The organism is Martinezella lusitana, from assembly GCF_010668395.1.
GTDB classification, from domain to species: domain Bacteria; phylum Pseudomonadota; class Alphaproteobacteria; order Rhizobiales; family Rhizobiaceae; genus Rhizobium; species Rhizobium lusitanum_A.
The window spans coordinates 67,103-83,697 of sequence record NZ_WUEY01000014.1 but is presented as its reverse complement, the minus strand read 5'-3'; the positions used below and the strand labels follow the sequence as shown (position 1 = coordinate 83,697).

Sequence of the window (16,595 nt, the reverse complement as noted above, 5' to 3'; positions counted from 1 at the left end):
GGATCGACAAACAGCCCTTGCCATAGGAAGCGCCCGCAATTGTCAGGGATTTAACCTATCTGCCGGGAAATATTATGACCTGTCTCGCGATCATGTTAGAATGCGATTCGAAGAATTTGTGTTCTTCGAATGAAGGGCGGGGACATAAGCCTATTCCTACCTTGAGATGGACAGTTTTCTTACCTTGTCTGTCGATGCTCGCGGCATTTTGCGCAAGCCAGGCGGTTGCCCAGGAGCCAGCGAGTATAACCGGTCAGATCAATTTCGACTGGCAGCAGTTCTCGTTCCCCACAGTGACGATGGCAACGCCGTCGATCAGGCAACAGAGCTTGACCGCGTCTGGCGCGGAAGTGGGCATTTCTGCAACCATGCCTCTATCGCAACAGCCGGACGCCTTCACATTTACCTGGAGTGGAACGCGTTACGATCTTTCGGGACATTCCGCCTCGACTGCCTCCCTTGCCGACAATCCATTCAACATCGCGGTCGGCTCTCCAAGTCTCGGAGAGATCGATCTCGAGGCCCTGACCGACACATCCGGGGCGGCCGCCTTGGCCAATGTGAGCTTCACGGACAGGACGGGCAGCTCTGCGGCAATCTTCGCATCGGCGTCTTCTCCGACAGGTCCGAATTCGGTTACTCAATATGCGGTCAGCCAAACGGCCGCTGGCGCTGCTTTTACAGCCCTTGCGACGAACGGCTCGATACCGGGCGCGGCGGCTTACGGTGCCTATGCGGACAGCAATGGCTTGCTTTTTTCAGGGGTGAATGAGTCTAGCCCGGGCACAGTGCACGCATGGAGTTTCGTTCACGCCACCGGCTATACCCAGACCGTCTGGCTGGCGAAGCCGTTGACCTCGGAAACCGACCTCGCGTTCAAAGTGGGAGCTACCTACCGTAGCGGTCGCGAACACTTCGGAAACGGCCTGACCTTCGATCTAGCAGACGACGCCGCGGGCGCCGGAATACCGCCTATCAGCCTGAGCGAAACCGGCAGCTTTCGCGTCGAGTCAGGTGGCCCGATGCTCGGCTTTGAAGCACATTTCCAGCCGCATGCTCCTTTCAGTGTCGAGCTGACGGGAACGGCCGGCGTTGCTATGTTCGGGGCGCGATCGCGAACGAGCCAGGAGATCGTCCTGCCAGTGGCGGGCAGCATCGAAGAGGCGGGAAGCACCCATCATGCCAACGGCGCGATGGGATTGGCAGGCCTCCAGCTCAGCCTTGTCTTCCCCTTGCAAGAGCAGATCGAACTGCGCGTATCGGGCGGCATCGATGCCACGCTGTGGGGACCACGCCCGACTGCCACGGGAATTGGCCGGACGACCTCGAGCCAATATGACCTCGGTCTCTCTTTGGCGGCCCATTTCTGAGATGCGGGCGGCAGCGATCAGCAGCCGTCAGTCTCCAGCCATGGTTCTGCGGTTTCGCAGCCGGTAGCGGCCATTGCGGGCGCGCAGCAAAACCTTTGCTTCGTCAGAACAATACTGGCGATAAAGCTTGCTCCCGGCTTTCGCAAACTCCGTTTCATCACCGAAGGAAAAGCAGATCCGCGATAATATACATTATTAATACTTTTACATCGATAAAAATACTTAAAATAAATTCAAAATACAATTAGAGGTAACACCAATTGATTCAAGTTATGATGGGTTGAAAAATGTTCTTTATTGATTCAACCGTTGAATATAGATATTATTTTCCCCAGAAAAATCATGCCTTTGACCGAAGACTACTCAGAAAATCTGAAAATTATTAAGATTTTATATTTGTGTGTCCCTTGATGAAATTTTGCATGTCGCCCAATGGCTGCGAATTCTATCAGTCTTATCTGCCATCCATTCCAGGGGATCATCATGAACAGTGGGGAGGAACAAATGGCCGGGTTTGAATATGTTACGTGCGGTGGCTCAAGCAGAGCTGCATGCAAATGCTCATCACCAAAAAGGGGGTATGCGTCCTTTCGCGTCTCAGCCCCAGCCTGTCCGTCGGCCCTCCATCAGATCCAAAAATACACCAACTTCGCATAGTAATCCGCCCTGCCACGAGTGGCTCGCTCCGGAACCTTGCGCGAAAATAGGATAGGGGAGGGAAAAATGCCGACTGATTTCGATCAGGAAATGCAATCTTACGTCGTCCAGACGATCTATCAGGTTATCAACAACCCTGAAGGTTGGAGCGAAGTTCTGGTCGAAATAAGAAAGATGACCGGCGCAACGAGCGCTTTCTTCATGGGTTTATGCTCCGGCACCGAGCGGAGCGCCAGTGTCGTTTGCAAGTGCGTGGACAAGGCGCTGCTCGTCCAACCGGATGTTATCGACATTGTGCACGCTATGACTGCGAGCCTCGGCCCGGGAAGCAGCCTCATGCTTGACGTGCGGCGAGACGGACTGCCGTGGCAGTCTCGCCTGGCGGATATGTTTAGCTTCGAAGGGCAATTGTTTATCGCGGTCATTTCCAAGGAAGGGTATCGACGTTTCAATCTCGGCCTGATTTTCAGCCGCGACGATCAAACCGACATGAAGCTGGCCAATCAGCTGCTTTTGGCAATAACGCCTCATCTCCAAATCGCCGTTGGCATTCACCGGCAGATGTGGAGAGACCGGGAAAAAGCCGTGCAACTTGACCGGCTGTTCTCGCTCTCGATCACGCCTCGCGCCATTGTTCGCAGCGACCTCAGAATTATTGACGGCAACCGGGCGTTTGAGCGTTTGACGGAGAAAAGCGGCTCGCTTCTCAAAATCTCGGAAGGGTCGCTGATCGTCGGCAATCCCACCCTGCGGAAGGAGGTCGACCGGCTTTTGGAGCAAGCGGCCAGTGGCCAGGACATCGCGCATGTCGCTTGGGTCAAAGATCCCGCGCAGTCCTTGGGCTGGCTGCTGAAAGCCGATCTCGTCGGGCTGAAATCGCTCTCCACGACACCATTCGTGAATCTCTACCTCGATGGCGAGCTGAAATTCATGTTGAGCTTTTACAAGATCGGAGATCACAACGGGCTGACGCCGGCCCTGGTCAGTTCTGTGCTGGGCTTGACGACCGCTGAAGCGAACCTTGCCTGTGCCCTTGCCGTCGGAAGAGCGCCGGCAGAAATCGCCCAGGCTCGAGGCGTCGCCAAGAACACCGTTCACAATCAACTAACATCAATTATGGCGCGCAGCGGCTTTCACAGACAAGGACAGCTGCTCACTCTCTTGTCGACGCTCGCATTCTTCGTTGGATAGTCCATTTAGACTAGAAGGCCGGGCTGATTTGGGGTCCCAAATAGACATTTGGCATGGTCACGGGTGAATGACGGTCCATTCAATGGCTCGAAACTGACTAGATACGTGGTGAGGTTGAGTAACTGCGAGCAGGTACGGAAAACGCTACTCTCCGACGACCGTCAATAAGGACGGCAACCTGGAGGAGAAATATATGTCCACAAGAACCCTTCTTTTTTCCGCCGCCTTCGCGCTTGTCTCAACGGCTGCTTTCGCCGGCGGAAACGTCTCGGTCACCTCGCAGTCGGGCAACGGCAACGTCTCGGCTATCGGACAGGTCGGCCACGGGAATTTTGCCGGCATCGGCCAGGTCGGCAAGGGCAACTACGGTCAATCGATTCAGACCGGACGAGACAATATCTCGGCGACCGCACAGTTCGGCAAGAACAACCAAAGCTACACGACCCAGGCAGGTAGGGACAACCTGTCGGCAACCGTGCAGTTCAGCCACGGCAACTATTCGGAAACAACACAATCCGGCAAGAACAATACGTCCGTGACAGTCCAACACTGAACGGATCGGGAGGGTCGATCCACCATATCGACCCTCCAAAACCTCAGGAGCTTGATAGAAGATGGTTACCACCTTACCCCCTGCGGACATTTGCAAGATCGAATATCATGAGGCTGGTGGCATGGCGCATCTTTCCGCGGTCTTGATTCCAGTGGCCGCCCGCGAGGGTACGTACCAGTTCAGAGTGCGCTCAATGTCGGAAGGCGGAATGTCCTCCAACTCTCAAGGCGGCGAGTTCTCGATCAAAGGAGGGCATCAAGAAGATCTCTCAAAGGTTGTCGTCAACGGCGCTCCTGGTAAATGGGCTGCAGAATTGCAGGTGTTTGATACATCCGGCAACCTGATCTGCCACTCCACCTTGCCTGAGACCAAGTAAACAGCAGCAAGCTACGACAACAACGCCAAGCATAAAAAGGGACATGCGGCTAGACTGATGATCTGGCGAAAGCCCTTGACGAAGACAGAGCGACGTTATGCGTTTCTATGCAGATAGAGTTAAGAATGACGTCTTTCCCGAGCGGGTATCGTGCGACTATGCAAGCCCTACCCGCTCCAGTCCATGCTACGCCGGACTAGCCATTTCGGATCTGGTCCTTGTGGCAAGTGATGTCCGCTGGATGCCTCGCCCATTTTTGGTTCGATCGGTAATAATGCTGAAATGTTTGCTGTAGCTGCTCGCCAGCTAACAATAGATTCACAGAATCTGCCTAAGAAGGATCCCGCTATTTGGGAGAATTCAAAATGCATAATATCACGAAAGTCTTACGAGCGATTACTTTTGCCGCAGCTCTCAGCTCAACTTCAGTAGCTTGGGCGTCGGGATTCGAGAATATCATCATCTCGAACACCAAGGATGCCGATGAGACGCAGACGACACTTCCGGCAGACAGTGCTGCGATTTATCTGTCGGCGGAGGTTACGGATGACATTGGTTCTGGTTCGAAAATCACCGTTTCCTGGATCGCGGTTGATACTAACGGCGTAGCGCCGGCAAATTACAAGATAGACGAAGCCAGCTTCGATATCGGCTCCCTGGAGGACCACGTCGACTCGTCGCTCAGCAAGCCCAATGCAGGTTTTCCCGTCGGCAAGTACGAGGCCGTCCTGTCCGTAGACGGCAAGGTGATGGAAACCGTCGATTTTTCCATTAAGTAGGATCGTCAGGACGCTTCATGTTCTTCCTGAAGCGTCGCCAGCGTTGATCAGATAAATTGCGCACTCGTCCGGAGCAATAATCTGGACGAGTGCGTTGCCTCAGTCGAGGTTTTAGACATGGCCCGTCCGCCAGGCCGGCCAATCGCGCTCGAAGAAGGACTTGGCGCGCTTGTCGAGCGTCCTGTTTGGACGAGTCCGGATCTTCATGACGTTGTCATCCAGCCGCACGACAATCTGCTCCTGACGCTCGGCGTCACGCTCCTTGCGGACGCGGCAATCCGACATATTGCAGCAACGCCATCATGCGCGGGGATCCCGCTGCCTCGACATAGGCGGTGTCCTCATCCATGGCCTTGAAGTTGTCGCCCTGGTCTGCCGTGTTTGCCGTACGGAGCGTCTGCTTGTCCGAACCGGAACAGGCCGACGCTCCGCCCCAGGCACTCCGGCTGATGACGACGCCCTTCTCCTTTGCGACGTCCGCCAGCAGTTTTTCCCAATAGACATGCTTGCCCGCCGGGAGAGCCGCCCAGGCCGCCTCATGGTGACGCTTGTCGAGAAGACTCGTCAGGCTTGAACCGTCATGCGCGCGGCCAATCCCGCGGCATCGCGCCAACGATTTGGCCCGGTTCTTAGAAGGAAATTTCAAACTTGAACCAATCAAAGGCAGTTCAATTCTCGATAATGTCCATTAATTTAGTAGTCTTTTTTCGAAAAGTGAGAGGACCATGAGCGAAACAGCGATACTGGAGTGCGACGTTCTTGTCGTCGGCGGGGGACCGGCTGGCTGTTGGGCCGCATGGAACGCCTGTGCGAACGGCATGAAGGTCGTTCTGATCGACAAGGGATATGTCGGGACAAGCGGCGCCACGGCGGCGGGCAACACGACGACCATCTACACCAAGCGCGGCACGGTCGAGAGGGAGGCGACGGTCAATCAAAGGCTGAGGCTGGGTCTCGGCTTTGCCGAGGCCGAACGCATCGAGCGCGTATTGGATCGGACCTACGAGAACCTCAACCTTCTGGCGGAATGGGGCTATGACTTCCCTTCCTATGAGGACGGCCGACCCTACAGGGGCATGCTGCGCGGACCGGACTACCTTCGCTTCATGCGCCAGAAGCTCATCAAGGCGCGCGTGAAGGTCATCGACCATTGTCCCGTCGAGGAACTGCTTTTGGCGGATGGGGTTGTCGCAGGCGCCGTCGCACGCTTCCGCAGAACGGAAGAGCGTCTCGAAATCCATGCCGGCGCTGTCGTGATCGCCACCGGCGGCTGTGCCTTTTTGAGCGGAGCGATTGGGACGAACAATCTCACCGGCGACGGGTATCTCATGGCGGCAGAGGCTGGCGCCCAACTTTCCGGAATGGAATTCTCGGCCCAGTACGGAATTTCACCCGCCTATTCCAGCGTCACCAAGGGTGTCGTCTATTTCTGGGGCACCTTTTCGGATGCGCAGGGCAATGCGCTTGAATCCGCCGGCGATCGCCAAAGCGTCGTGGCCGCAGAGCTGCTCAAGGGCCCCGTCTATGCCATCCTGGACAAAGCGCCTCCGCGACTTCAGGAGGGATTCCGGCGCGGGCAGCCGAACATCTTCGTGCCGTTCGATCGCATGGGCATCGATCCCTTCACCGAGAGATTTCCGATCACGCTTCGCCATGAAGGAACCGTCCGCGGAACGGGCGGTCTTGCGATCGACAATCGAGCGGCAACCACGGTGCCCGGCCTGTTCGCAGCCGGCGACGCGGCGACCCGGCAAGGCATGTCCGGGGCAACGACAGGCGGCGGCGGGCCGAATTCAAGCTGGGCCATGGCCTCCGGATCATGGGCCGGCGAAGATGCTGCCCGGTTCGCGCGCAGCCTCGGCGCGCACGCGCGGACGAGGCCTACGGTCGCGGCAAACCGCCATCAGCCTTCTGCTCCGACAGCTCATGGTCGTCGCGACGTCGTGGATGTCCTCGCAACGGCAAAGCAACAGATATTGCCGCTCGACAGAGGTTATTTCCGAAGCACGGAAACACTCGAAGCCGCCTCGGCGAATCTGGAAACGCTATGGCGCGACGATGGCTGGCGCACGGCGCGCAGCACCAAGGTGCGCGAGGCTGAAGCGTTGATCGCCACAGCCCGGTGGGTCACCGCCAGCGCCCTTCTGCGCCGGGAAAGTCGCGGCCTCCAGCGAAGATCGGACTATCCCGACCAGAGCCCGGCGCTTGTCCAATCGATCGTTGCCGGCGGCACAGACGAGCCGTGGGCGCGTTATGCCGAAAACACCTCCTCAATAAGCAGAGCATCATGATCGAGATCATCAGCGCGGAGCGCTGCATCAAATGTGACCTTTGCGTCGAAGCATGTCCCGACAATGTCTTCGATGCCGTGCCGGATGGCATACCGCTGATCGGCCGGCAGTCGGATTGCCAAACCTGCTTTCTCTGCGAGCTCTTCTGCCCCGTCGATGCGCTTTACGTTTCGCCTTTGTCCGAGGCGATCGAAGGATCGGCGGAAGAGGACCTCGTCGCGCGCGGGATCATGGGCAGCTTCCGGCGGGAGATGGGATGGAAAAATGCCAAGCCGCGCGGAACCGCCGGCGACATGAGTTACCGGATCTTCGAGACCGGCAAGATTATTCCCTGATTGGAGAAGACCATGCGAAAGATGATTTCAACCCTGCTCCTGGCAGCGGCTGTCGCGCTTGCGGCGATGCCGTCGAAGGCAGAAGACGCGCCAGCGGTGATCCGGTTCGGCGATGTCGGTTTCGGTTTCGGCACCCCCTTCGGTGTCGGCCTCCAGGCTATCGCCGATGCAAAGGGTTTCGTTGCCGACGAGTTCAAGGGCACGTCCACCAAGGTCGAATTTACCTACTACACGGGCACGGGTCCGGCCATCAACGAGGCGCTGTCCAACGGGCAGCTCGATTTTGCCTCCTACGGCGCAGTTCCCAATATCATCGGCAAGGCCAATGGCCTCGATACGATCATCCTCGCCTCCTATGGCGGCACGACCATCTTCGGCGCGGCACGCCCGGATCTTGACATCAAGTCGATCGCCGACCTGAAGGGCAAGAAGGTCGCCATCCAGAAAGCCACGATCATCCACTGGGGCCTCGTCACCGCGCTGAAGAACGCCGGCCTGTCCGAAAAGGACATTACCATCGTGGATCTCAAGAATGCGGACCAGCTCGCCGCCATCGCCGCCAAGAGTGTCGATGCCGTGTTCGGGGCGGACTTCCTGCTTCCGCTGCAAGACAAGGGTATTGCGAAGATCTTCTACAAGTCCTCCGATGCGGGCGCGACCGGCGACGGGTTTGGTGCATTTCTGGTCACCGACAAATTCAGGAAAGCCTATCCCGAGGCAACGCAGAAAGTGGTGAACGGATTCGTCAAGGCAGCCCAGTGGCTGGCTGACGACAAGAATCGCGAGGAAGCGTTTCAGATCTGGTCGCGGGCGGGAACGCCGGTCGATGTCATCCGCAAATCCAACACCGGCTCGCTTGGCGAGAAATATAACCCCCGCCTCGATAACTTCTTCGTTGCCCGCTACAAGAGCGGCATCGCATTCGATCGTGAGCAGAAGCTGATCCGCCGTGATGTCGATCTCGATGCCTGGGTGGATCGCAGCTTTGTCGACAAGGCCGTCGCGTCGCTGAAACTGCAGTCGCTCTGGCCCGATCGTGCGGCGAGCGGCGATCTGCAGAACTAGTCGGGGACGGAGATGGCCGCCTTCGAGGCTCAATCCGACAATGTCATTCCCGCCGCTTCCGCGACGGGATCGGCCCGTCGTGGAACGAGGTGGCAAACCCTTGCCGTCAACGTCGTTCTGCTGCTTGCCGGACCGGCGGCGATCCTGTCGGCGTGGTGGATCAGCGCAACGTTCGGCTGGGTCTCTCCGCAGGTCTTGCCCAGTCCGCCCTGGGTTCTGCAGACATTTCTGGATCTGATTGCCAGCGGCGACATTCTCGCCGCTGGGGTCGTCAGCTTTCAGCGCATCGCGGAAGGGTTCTTCATCGGCGCCTCGCTCGGCTTTCTCTTCGGCCTCCTTATCGGCCGGTCGGCAACGGCCGAGGCATATCTCGGACCATCGTTCAGAGCTCTGGCCGCAGTCCCGTCGCTCGGCTGGCTGCCGATCCTGATCCTGCTGCTCGGGATCGATGAAAGCCTCAAGATCGTCATCCTTGCCAAGGCTTGCTTCGTCCCGATGGCCATCAGCACGGCCGAAGGTGCCAGGAACATACCGGTACGGCTGAGCGAAGTTGCCGATGTTCTCGGACTGCGGCCCAGAACCCGCTTTTTCAAGCTGGCTCTGCCGGCGATGGCGCCTTTCGTCGCAAGCGGCGTCAGGCTCTCGTTGAGCCAGGCATTCGTATCCCTGATCGTGGTCGAGATGCTCGCCGGAACGGATGGCCTGGGCTACATGATGGTCTGGGGCAGAACCCTCTTCCAGCTCGATATCGTCATCGTCGGGATGATCGTCGTCGGATCGGTGGGTTTCCTGCTCGACCTGCTCTTGAGACGCGCCGAAGCAATGGTTCGCAACGGGTTGGGCGCCAATGGCTGAGCGCGGCAAGATTTCCGCAAGGTTTCCGCGCGGGGCCGTCGTGCCATTGGCCGCCGCCCTTGTCTGGTGGCTTTCCATAAAAACCGGCGTGTTGTCCGGCCCCATGGCGGTCGCGCCATTGCAGGTCGTGACAGTCCCCTTCCTCGATCCCTCCGGCCGCGAGCTTTGGCCAGCCCTTCTTGAAAGCCTGCTGCGCGTGCTGGCGGGAAGCCTGATCGGAGGTCTGTGCGGCATCGTCCTTGGCTATCTGGCCGGGACGTATCGGGTCGTCGTCCTTGGTGTCGCGCCAAGTATCCATGCGGTTCGGCAGGTCGCGCTCTTTGCATGGATCCCGCTCCTGACCGCATGGTTCGGCAATGGCGAAGCGACGAAGATCGTGTTTACGGCGCTTTCGGCCTTCTTTCCGCTCTTCCTTGCCACCGAGCAGGGAATACGGCAAACCCCGATAGAGCTCGTCGAGGCTGCGCATGTGCTGAAGCTCCGCTATCGCACCTGCATTTGCCGCCTGTATTTTCCAGCGGCGCTGCCCAGCATCTATCTGGGTCTGCAAATCGGCATTCTTTCGGCATGGATAGGCACGATCGGCGCGGAGTATGCCATCGGAAACGGGCGCGGCCTTGGAAGCTATCTTGCCAGCGCCCGTGACCAGTTTAGGATGGACATCGTTCTCGTCTGCGTGTTCGCGCTCGCTTTCGGCGGTGTCCTGCTCACCCACATCGTCCGCCTGATAGCGGCATCCCTCTCTCCATGGACAAGTCAACAGCGATGAGCGCCCTCTCGATCGAACATGTCAGCAAAGCCTATGCGTTGGACGGCGCTCAACGCCCGGTTCTCAAGGATATCAACTTTGCCGTCGGTCAAAACGAGATCCTTGCGATCGTCGGTGCCTCGGGCTGCGGAAAATCGACCTTGCTGAGGCTCATTGTCGGGCTCGATGGCGACTATCGCGGGTCCATCGTGCGCGGTGATGGGGATACGGTTCCGGCGAAGATCGGTATGGTCTTTCAGGACCACCGTCTCTATCCGTGGCTGACCGTCGAGGCAAATGTCGACCTTGCCTTCGACACAAGCCCGCTTCCGGCCCGCGAACGCCGGGAGAAGGTTCAGCACTATATCGATCTCGTCGGGCTCAGCGACTATTCGAAGGCCTATCCGCGCCAGCTGTCGGGCGGCATGGCGCAGCGGGCGGCCATCGCGCGAGCGCTTGCCCAGGAGCCGGGTATTCTTCTTATGGACGAACCGTTCGGAGCGCTCGATTCCATTCTCAGGATGCGGCTGCAGGAGGAGCTCCTGGCGATCTGGGAGAAGAACCGGCTCTCCATCGTCATCGTGACGCATGATGTCGAGGAGGCGCTCTATCTCGCGGATCGGGTGATCGTCATGGAGCCGAACCCGGGTCGCATTCGCGACGTAATTCCGGTCGACCTTCCCCGTCCGCGCAACCGGAGCAGCATGCTTCTGACGCAGCTCAAGAAGCGTTGCCTTTCGATGCTCGTCTAGCAGCGCATCGACGTTGGCGGCCGTAAAGCCAGGACTGCCGCCCTCACCCGGAAGGATGCACCTGCGGACATCGATGAAGGCGACGCGTCTCGTGGACCGGTTACCATGGAACCGTTCGGCCCAGATAGTCCAGATATTGCAGGCCGGTGCTTCCCCGCTGACCGAGAAGCACGTTCACCAGGTTCGGAACGCTCTCCTCGATGGTAAGCTTGCCATCCGGGCCGCCCATATCGGTCTTCACCCAGCCCGGAGCCATGAGCACCAGCGCACGCGCATCCCCGGCATGCCGGGCGGCATAGCTGCGCATCAGCGTGTTCAGGGCGGCCTTGCTGCCGCGATAGACTTCCCTCATGCCCGTCGTATTGTTGGCGACACTGCCCTGCCCCGACGACATGACGCCGATCAGACCTGTCGGCGAGACGAGGTCCTGCAGCCCCTCGACGGTTCGCATCGGACTGAGCGCGTTCGTCACCATCACGCGGATAAACTCATCGGTCGTCACCTCGGCGATCGTCTCGGTCGGAACGTTCGTTGTTCCGGCATTGACGAACAGGATATCGAAGACCCGGCCAGCCAGACGCTCGCGCAGCGATGCAAGCTGCGCGGGCTCATTGATATCCAGTGTTTCGATCGTGACCTGCCCATCGGAATCGTCGGCCAGTTCGTGCAGCTTCGTCCGCGCTGACGAGGCCCGCACCGTGCCGACGACGGACCAGCCTTTCTTGAAGAATTCTTCCGCCATGGCATGGCCGAGCCCTCGGGATGCGCCGATGATCAATATGCTGCCGGCGGTGGTGGAATTCGGTGACGGCATGCTGGATGCCTCCTCTGCTTGTTTGCTGTGTGGTGAATATGAAAGCTGTACGCGGATTTCGCCAGACGCACAGAATGCAAAGAATAGTTGCGTCTGACGCTAGGCGCATCGGCTGATTTGATCTACCAACTCACCATGGAAGACATCGATCTCAATCTTCTCGTCGCGCTTGACGTTCTTCTTGCCGAAGAGAGCGTGACGGAAGCGGCAAAGCGGCTGGGGCTCAGCCCCTCCGCCATGAGCCGCACCCTGTCGCGGCTGCGGTCCGTGACGGGCGACCCGCTTCTCGTCAGGGCCGGCCGCTCGCTGGTGCCGACACGTTTTGCCGAGAGCCTGCGGGAGCGTGTGCATGCCGTGACCGAGGATGCGCGGGCTCTCTTGCGGCCCGCTGCGAGCGAACTCGATATCGCCACGCTGGAAACGACCTTTTCGATCCGCGTCAGCGAGGCGTTTCTCGAGCTGTTGTCGGCACCCCTCGTATCGGCCGTGACCAGGGCCGCACCGCATGTTCGCCTTCGCTTCGCTCTCAAGCCGGACAAGGAACCCCACATGCTTCGGGAGGGGTTGATCGATCTGGAAATCGGCGTCCTCGGTGTTCCCGCGCCCGAATTGAGAACGCGGCTTCTGTTTCGCGATCGATTGGTGGGAGTGGCGCGGGAGGGGCATCCGCTGCTGTCCGGCAAGGCGGTGACGACCGAGCGCTATGCTGCCTGCAGCCATGTCGTCGCGTCCAGAAGGGGAGAGTTTGCCGAAGCGATCGACGACACATTGGAGACGATGGGTCTGAAGCGGGAAATCCGTGTCGTGGTGCCGGGGTTCCCGGATGCGATGAGAATTGCCGCCTCGACGGATCTGGTCGCGGCCGTCCCCATCTCCTGCCTCGGAAAGAACAAGGTGAACGAGCCGGTGGCGGAATTCGGCATTCGCAGTTTCGAACTGCCGTTCAAGACGCCGGAAATACAGGTTGCCGCAATATGGCATCCGCGCGCCGACGCCGATCCGGCTCATCGCTGGCTGCGCAGCATCGTCGCGCAGGTGTGCCGGGCCACCTATCCATGACGTGATCGGGCACATGGCCGCCATGTATCCGGGCTGGCCGTTGCCGAGCGCAGGAATATTCGAGCGGGCGTGTCGGAATCTCGTTTCGCCGGCCGTCTTCAGGATAGACCAGCCATGGAGAGCGACGATGACGATTACTCTGACTGCCTTTGAACAGTCGCCTGATCGCGGCAGGGGCCTGGCGCGCGACATGCGCGTTCGTTGGGCGCTGGAAGAGGTCGGGCAGCCTTATGACGTTCGTCTGCTTTCGTTCAAGGCGATGAAAGAGCCTGCACATCTTGCGCTTCATCCCTTCGGGCAGATTCCAACCTATGAAGAGGGCGATCTTGCCCTGTTCGAGTCCGGAGCCATCGTGCTTCATATCGCCGAGCACCATGCAGGCCTGTTGCCGGATGATGTGAGTGCCCGGGCGCGTGCGATCATGTGGATGTTTGCCGCACTTACCACGGTGGAGCAGCCGATCGTCGATCTCGCAATCGCCAAGCTCGTCGAGGGTGTCGAGAGTTGGTACGAGCAGCGCCGGCCCCTCGTCGAGGAGCGCGTCCGCACGCGGCTGGGCGAGCTTTCCAATCGTCTCGGCGATGCCGAGTGGCTGGACGGCTGGTTCAGTGCCGGCGACCTTCTGATGGTATCGGTGCTGCTTCGATTGAAAGCATCCGGGATATTGGACGAATACCGGAACCTCTCCGCCTATGTCGCCCGGGGTGAAGCCCGGCCCGCATACAAACGCGCTTTCGCCGCTCAGCTGGCGGTTTTCGTTGCTGCATCGACCGAATGATCGCCGCTGTCGGCCTCAACCGCGATCGGGCTTCCCGACCAGAAGCCCTTCAAGGAAGGTACGGAACGTCTCGACTGCCCGTTTCGACGTCGCTTCCGGATCGTCTGAATTGGCGATCCACTGCGCGGCGATGCTGCTTGCCGCATTGATGAGGCGGGCGCCGGCCTCCGGGTCTATGTCGACAATGGTGCCCTCCTCACGAAGGTCGCGAAGGCTTTGCGCCACCGTGGAGATGCAGCCATTGGCGCTCGGCCATCCTGAAGGGTCGCCAAGCACGGCCGGTCCGTCGCGAAACATGATGCGCTGGATTTCCGGTTCGAGGGCCATCTGCACATAGCCGACATTTTCGTCGACGAAACCCTGCCAGCGCGACGGTGCCCGGGACGAGATCGAACAAAGCCTTGCGGCCATCTCCGCATCGATCTCGCTGACCACAGCTTGAAGGAGCCCCTTCTTATCGCCAAAGTGATGATAAAGTGCACCGCGTGTCAGCCCGGCGGTGGCAGTAAAGTCATCCATGGACGCTTCGGCATAGCCGACGCTTCCGAATGCCTTGCGGCCGGCAGTCAGCAGCTTGGCTCGTGTTTCGGCAATCATTTCACTGCGAGGTTTGCGCATCGTTCGTCCGTTAGCGGCATCCGTCAATTCACATGCACCCGGCATACTAGTTGACATACGCGACGTATGCAATTATCTCATTCACATACGTCTCGTATGCATATGGTGATCCTACCCAATCCAGGGAATATTCCGATGCCCAATCCATACAGTGAGATTTTCCGTGCTCCGGGTGCCAAAGGCTTTTCGGCCGCCGCGTTTTTCGCCCGTCTCCCTATTGCGATGGCCCCTATCGGCATCGTCGCCATGTTGTCCCAGACACGCGGCGAATATTGGCTTGCGGGCGCCGTCTCGGCGACCTTCGCCTTGGCCAATGCCGTTGTTTCGCCGCAGATATCACGGCTCGTAGACCGGTTTGGCCAACGTGCGGTCGTGGCGCCCGCCACCTTCGTCTCGGTCATCGCCTTCGCCGTCCTCGTCATCGCTGCCAACCAGGGCTGGCCGGCCTGGACGCTGTTTGCCTCCGCCCTCCTCTCCGCCGCAATGCCGAGCATACCGGCGATGGTACGCGCTCGCTGGACGGAGATCTTCCGCAACAGGCCTGAATTGAACACCGCCTTCGCGTTCGAATCCGCGGCCGACGAACTCGTCTACATCGCCGGCGCTTCCCTTTCGGTCGGCCTTGCCGTCTCCCTCTTTCCGGAAGCAGGTATGATCGTGAGCACGATCTTCCTCGCGCTCGGGACAACCGCTTTCCTGCTGCAACGGTCGACGGAGCCCGAGGTGCGCGCATTCGATTCCGACGTTCCCCAGCGCTCAGCGATCCGCCTTCGCCCGGTGCAGATCATCACGCTTGCCCTGATCTTTGTTGGCGCCACCTTCGCCACGGCGGAAGTCAGTGCCGTTGCCATCACCAAGCAGCTCGGCCAGCCGGGGGCAGCAAGCTTCGTCATCGGCGTCTATGCTCTTGGCTCCTTCGTCGTCGGTCTGGTCATCGGAGCGCTGAACCCGAAACTGCCGCTGCAGCGGCAGCTGCTGATTGCCGTCAGCATCCTTGCCCTCACCGCTCTGCCGCTTCTTGTGGCGGGCACATCGGTCGCGCTGCTGGCCTTTGCCGTTTTCCTCAGCGGCGTCGCGATCTCACCGACCTTCATTACCGCCTTCGGGCTGATCGAGCGTCGTGTGCCGGAAACGATGCTGACCGAGGGCGTGACCTGGGTCATGACCGGCATCGGTATCGGCATGGCGCTCGGCGCCTTCGCCTCCGGCTGGGTGGTCGACAATTTCGGCCCGGCGAATGGTTTCTGGGTCTCCGTCATGGCAAGCCTAGCGACGGTCCTGATCGTCGCTCTGGGGCAGGCAAGCCTGTCCGGCGAGCGCGCATCGGATAAGGCATCCCTCACGCAGGCTGCGGAATGAACCGGCCGGTCTGCAGCCTTTTCATCCGCATCGAAAAGCAATGAGGAATGACACTTTACGTCAGGGCTTGCGGGCCCTGATGTGCAGAAAGATCGGGGCGATGCGGGTATCGGCGACCACCGGCTCGGCAAGGGCCACTTCGCTGCTTGCCATCGGCTCGCCAAAGGCCTCGATGGCGAGACCGGCGCCGACGATCATGCTTACCCAGCTGGTCAGCGTTCTATGGAAACGCGGAATGGAGAATGGCGTCAGCCCTGCGCGCTGCTCGGCCGGAATGGTCGAAAACAGCCAGCGCTCGATCCGTCCGTCCGTTTCGTCGAAATAGTCGGCGATTTGAACCGCGACCGCTTCGCCGGTCTCGTTGCGTATGTTCTTGCGCGTCGGCGGCACGAAGCAGGGATGCAGAATGGAAAACTGCAGGAAGCCCCGGGGCCGGAGAATGCGCTCTACGCCCTTCAGCACCCCTTGCTGATCCGCCATATCCATCAGCGACATGAAGGCGGTGACGAAGTCGAAACTGGCATCGGGAAAATCGATGAACTGGCCGTCCCCCAGAACATAGTCGATGCCGAGCGGATCCTGCGCTTCCGTATCGCGGGCGTGGCGGACGAAAGTCGGCGCGATATCGAGCCCGGTCATGCGAGCACCGAGGCGCGCCACGGCCCGGGTATTGGTGCCCTCGCCGCAGCCGAGGTCAAGCCCCTTCAGGCCGGCGACCGGCGGCAGCATTTCGAGAAACGCCGGCGTGTTCAAGGCATCGCGATATCTGTCGTAGCCCGCACGGCTGTAAATCGTCCAGGTTTCGGCATTGCTTTCCCAATGAGCGGCGACGTTACTCGCGTCCATGACCATCCTCCTGCCTGTATCATCGAACGAAGAGCTATAGAGAGGGTGAAGCAGGATTGAAAGGCCGTGTCGGGATGACGGGCCGGCGAGCGCTGGCCTGTCGCGCCGTCGACCGGCTTGTGCAGCAATATTTTCAAAACCGGCTCCAC

The 16,595-nt window shown here is 59.5% G+C and carries 18 protein-coding genes and 1 pseudogene; 14 read left to right on the top strand and 5 right to left on the bottom strand.

Going from position 1 to position 16,595, the window contains the following annotated elements; all coding sequences use genetic code 11:
- Positions 1-74: 74 nt before the first annotated feature.
- The 5 genes from GR212_RS25125 (at position 75) to GR212_RS25105 (ending at position 4,926) form a co-directional block, all read left to right on the top strand.
- Positions 75-1,370 carry a hypothetical protein gene (locus GR212_RS25125; RefSeq protein WP_163990651.1) on the top strand — a complete coding sequence of 432 codons (1,296 nt, stop codon included), beginning with the start codon at positions 75-77 and terminating at the stop codon, positions 1,368-1,370.
- 723 nt (positions 1,371-2,093) lie between these two features.
- Positions 2,094-3,218: a helix-turn-helix transcriptional regulator gene (locus GR212_RS25120; protein WP_163990650.1), complete on the top strand. Its 1,125-nt coding sequence runs from the start codon at positions 2,094-2,096 to the stop codon at positions 3,216-3,218.
- A gap of 193 nt (positions 3,219-3,411) precedes the next feature.
- Positions 3,412-3,771, top strand: coding sequence for a hypothetical protein (locus GR212_RS25115; RefSeq protein WP_163990649.1), 360 nt, complete (start codon positions 3,412-3,414; stop codon positions 3,769-3,771).
- A gap of 61 nt (positions 3,772-3,832) precedes the next feature.
- The gene (csgH, locus tag GR212_RS25110; RefSeq protein WP_163990648.1) at positions 3,833-4,147 is read left to right on the top strand and encodes a curli-like amyloid fiber formation chaperone CsgH; all 315 of its coding nucleotides are present in this window, start codon (positions 3,833-3,835) and stop codon (positions 4,145-4,147) included.
- A 365-nt stretch (positions 4,148-4,512) separates the two neighbouring features.
- Positions 4,513-4,926, top strand: coding sequence for a hypothetical protein (locus GR212_RS25105; protein ID WP_163990647.1), 414 nt, complete (start codon positions 4,513-4,515; stop codon positions 4,924-4,926).
- A 111-nt stretch (positions 4,927-5,037) separates the two neighbouring features.
- On the opposite strand, the gene GR212_RS25100 is transcribed toward GR212_RS25105, so the two are convergent.
- Together GR212_RS25100 and GR212_RS25095 are read right to left on the bottom strand one after the other, a co-directional pair.
- Positions 5,038-5,211 carry a hypothetical protein gene (locus GR212_RS25100; RefSeq protein ID WP_163990646.1) on the bottom strand — a complete coding sequence of 58 codons (174 nt, stop codon included), beginning with the start codon at positions 5,209-5,211 and terminating at the stop codon, positions 5,038-5,040.
- Positions 5,189-5,383: pseudogene (locus tag GR212_RS25095) on the bottom strand (hypothetical protein); the annotation flags it as partial. The gene GR212_RS25100 and the pseudogene GR212_RS25095, both read right to left, overlap by 23 nt.
- Before the next feature lie 268 nt (positions 5,384-5,651).
- Here GR212_RS25095 and GR212_RS25090 point away from each other — a divergent pair.
- The 6 genes from GR212_RS25090 to GR212_RS25065 are packed head-to-tail and all read left to right on the top strand — an operon-like array spanning position 5,652 to position 10,972.
- Positions 5,652-7,217 carry an FAD-dependent oxidoreductase gene (locus GR212_RS25090; RefSeq protein WP_163990645.1) on the top strand — a complete coding sequence of 522 codons (1,566 nt, stop codon included), beginning with the start codon at positions 5,652-5,654 and terminating at the stop codon, positions 7,215-7,217.
- A complete protein-coding gene (locus GR212_RS25085; protein WP_163990644.1) occupies positions 7,214-7,552 on the top strand; it encodes a 4Fe-4S dicluster domain-containing protein in 339 nt (112 codons plus the stop codon). Before GR212_RS25090 ends, GR212_RS25085 begins: the two co-directional genes overlap by 4 nt.
- Positions 7,553-7,564: 12 nt before the next feature.
- On the top strand, positions 7,565-8,617 hold the full coding sequence (locus tag GR212_RS25080) for an ABC transporter substrate-binding protein (protein WP_163990642.1): 1,053 nt from the start codon (positions 7,565-7,567) through the stop codon (positions 8,615-8,617).
- 12 nt (positions 8,618-8,629) lie between these two features.
- Positions 8,630-9,472 carry an ABC transporter permease gene (locus GR212_RS25075; protein WP_163990640.1) on the top strand — a complete coding sequence of 281 codons (843 nt, stop codon included), beginning with the start codon at positions 8,630-8,632 and terminating at the stop codon, positions 9,470-9,472.
- Positions 9,465-10,241 (top strand): ABC transporter permease, encoded by a 777-nt coding sequence (locus GR212_RS25070; RefSeq protein ID WP_163990638.1) that lies wholly within the window; start codon positions 9,465-9,467, stop codon positions 10,239-10,241. The genes GR212_RS25075 and GR212_RS25070 overlap by 8 nt, the downstream gene beginning before the upstream one ends.
- A complete protein-coding gene (locus GR212_RS25065) occupies positions 10,238-10,972 on the top strand; it encodes an ABC transporter ATP-binding protein (protein ID WP_163990636.1) in 735 nt (244 codons plus the stop codon). The genes GR212_RS25070 and GR212_RS25065 overlap by 4 nt, the downstream gene beginning before the upstream one ends.
- Positions 10,973-11,072: 100 nt before the next feature.
- Here GR212_RS25065 and GR212_RS25060 read toward each other — a convergent pair whose 3' ends face one another.
- Entirely contained in the window at positions 11,073-11,786 is a 714-nt protein-coding gene (locus GR212_RS25060; protein WP_163990635.1) for an SDR family NAD(P)-dependent oxidoreductase, read from the bottom strand.
- A 135-nt stretch (positions 11,787-11,921) separates the two neighbouring features.
- Here GR212_RS25060 and GR212_RS25055 point away from each other — a divergent pair, with 135 nt between their 5' ends.
- Together GR212_RS25055 and GR212_RS25050 are read left to right on the top strand one after the other, a co-directional pair.
- On the top strand, positions 11,922-12,845 hold the full coding sequence (locus tag GR212_RS25055; RefSeq protein ID WP_163990829.1) for a LysR family transcriptional regulator: 924 nt from the start codon (positions 11,922-11,924) through the stop codon (positions 12,843-12,845).
- A 127-nt stretch (positions 12,846-12,972) separates the two neighbouring features.
- On the top strand, positions 12,973-13,623 hold the full coding sequence (locus GR212_RS25050) for a glutathione S-transferase family protein (protein ID WP_163990633.1): 651 nt from the start codon (positions 12,973-12,975) through the stop codon (positions 13,621-13,623).
- Positions 13,624-13,638: 15 nt separating this feature from the next.
- On the opposite strand, the gene GR212_RS25045 is transcribed toward GR212_RS25050, so the two are convergent.
- Complete coding sequence (locus tag GR212_RS25045) at positions 13,639-14,241, bottom strand: TetR/AcrR family transcriptional regulator (protein ID WP_163990631.1); 603 nt, start codon at positions 14,239-14,241, stop codon at positions 13,639-13,641.
- 135 nt (positions 14,242-14,376) lie between these two features.
- Here GR212_RS25045 and GR212_RS25040 point away from each other — a divergent pair, with 135 nt between their 5' ends.
- Entirely contained in the window at positions 14,377-15,600 is a 1,224-nt protein-coding gene (locus GR212_RS25040) for an MFS transporter (protein ID WP_163990629.1), read from the top strand.
- 60 nt (positions 15,601-15,660) lie between these two features.
- On the opposite strand, the gene GR212_RS25035 is transcribed toward GR212_RS25040, so the two are convergent.
- Positions 15,661-16,446, bottom strand: a complete 786-nt coding sequence (locus GR212_RS25035; protein ID WP_163990627.1) for a class I SAM-dependent methyltransferase — start codon at positions 16,444-16,446, stop codon at positions 15,661-15,663.
- Between the last annotated feature and the right edge of the window lie 149 nt (positions 16,447-16,595).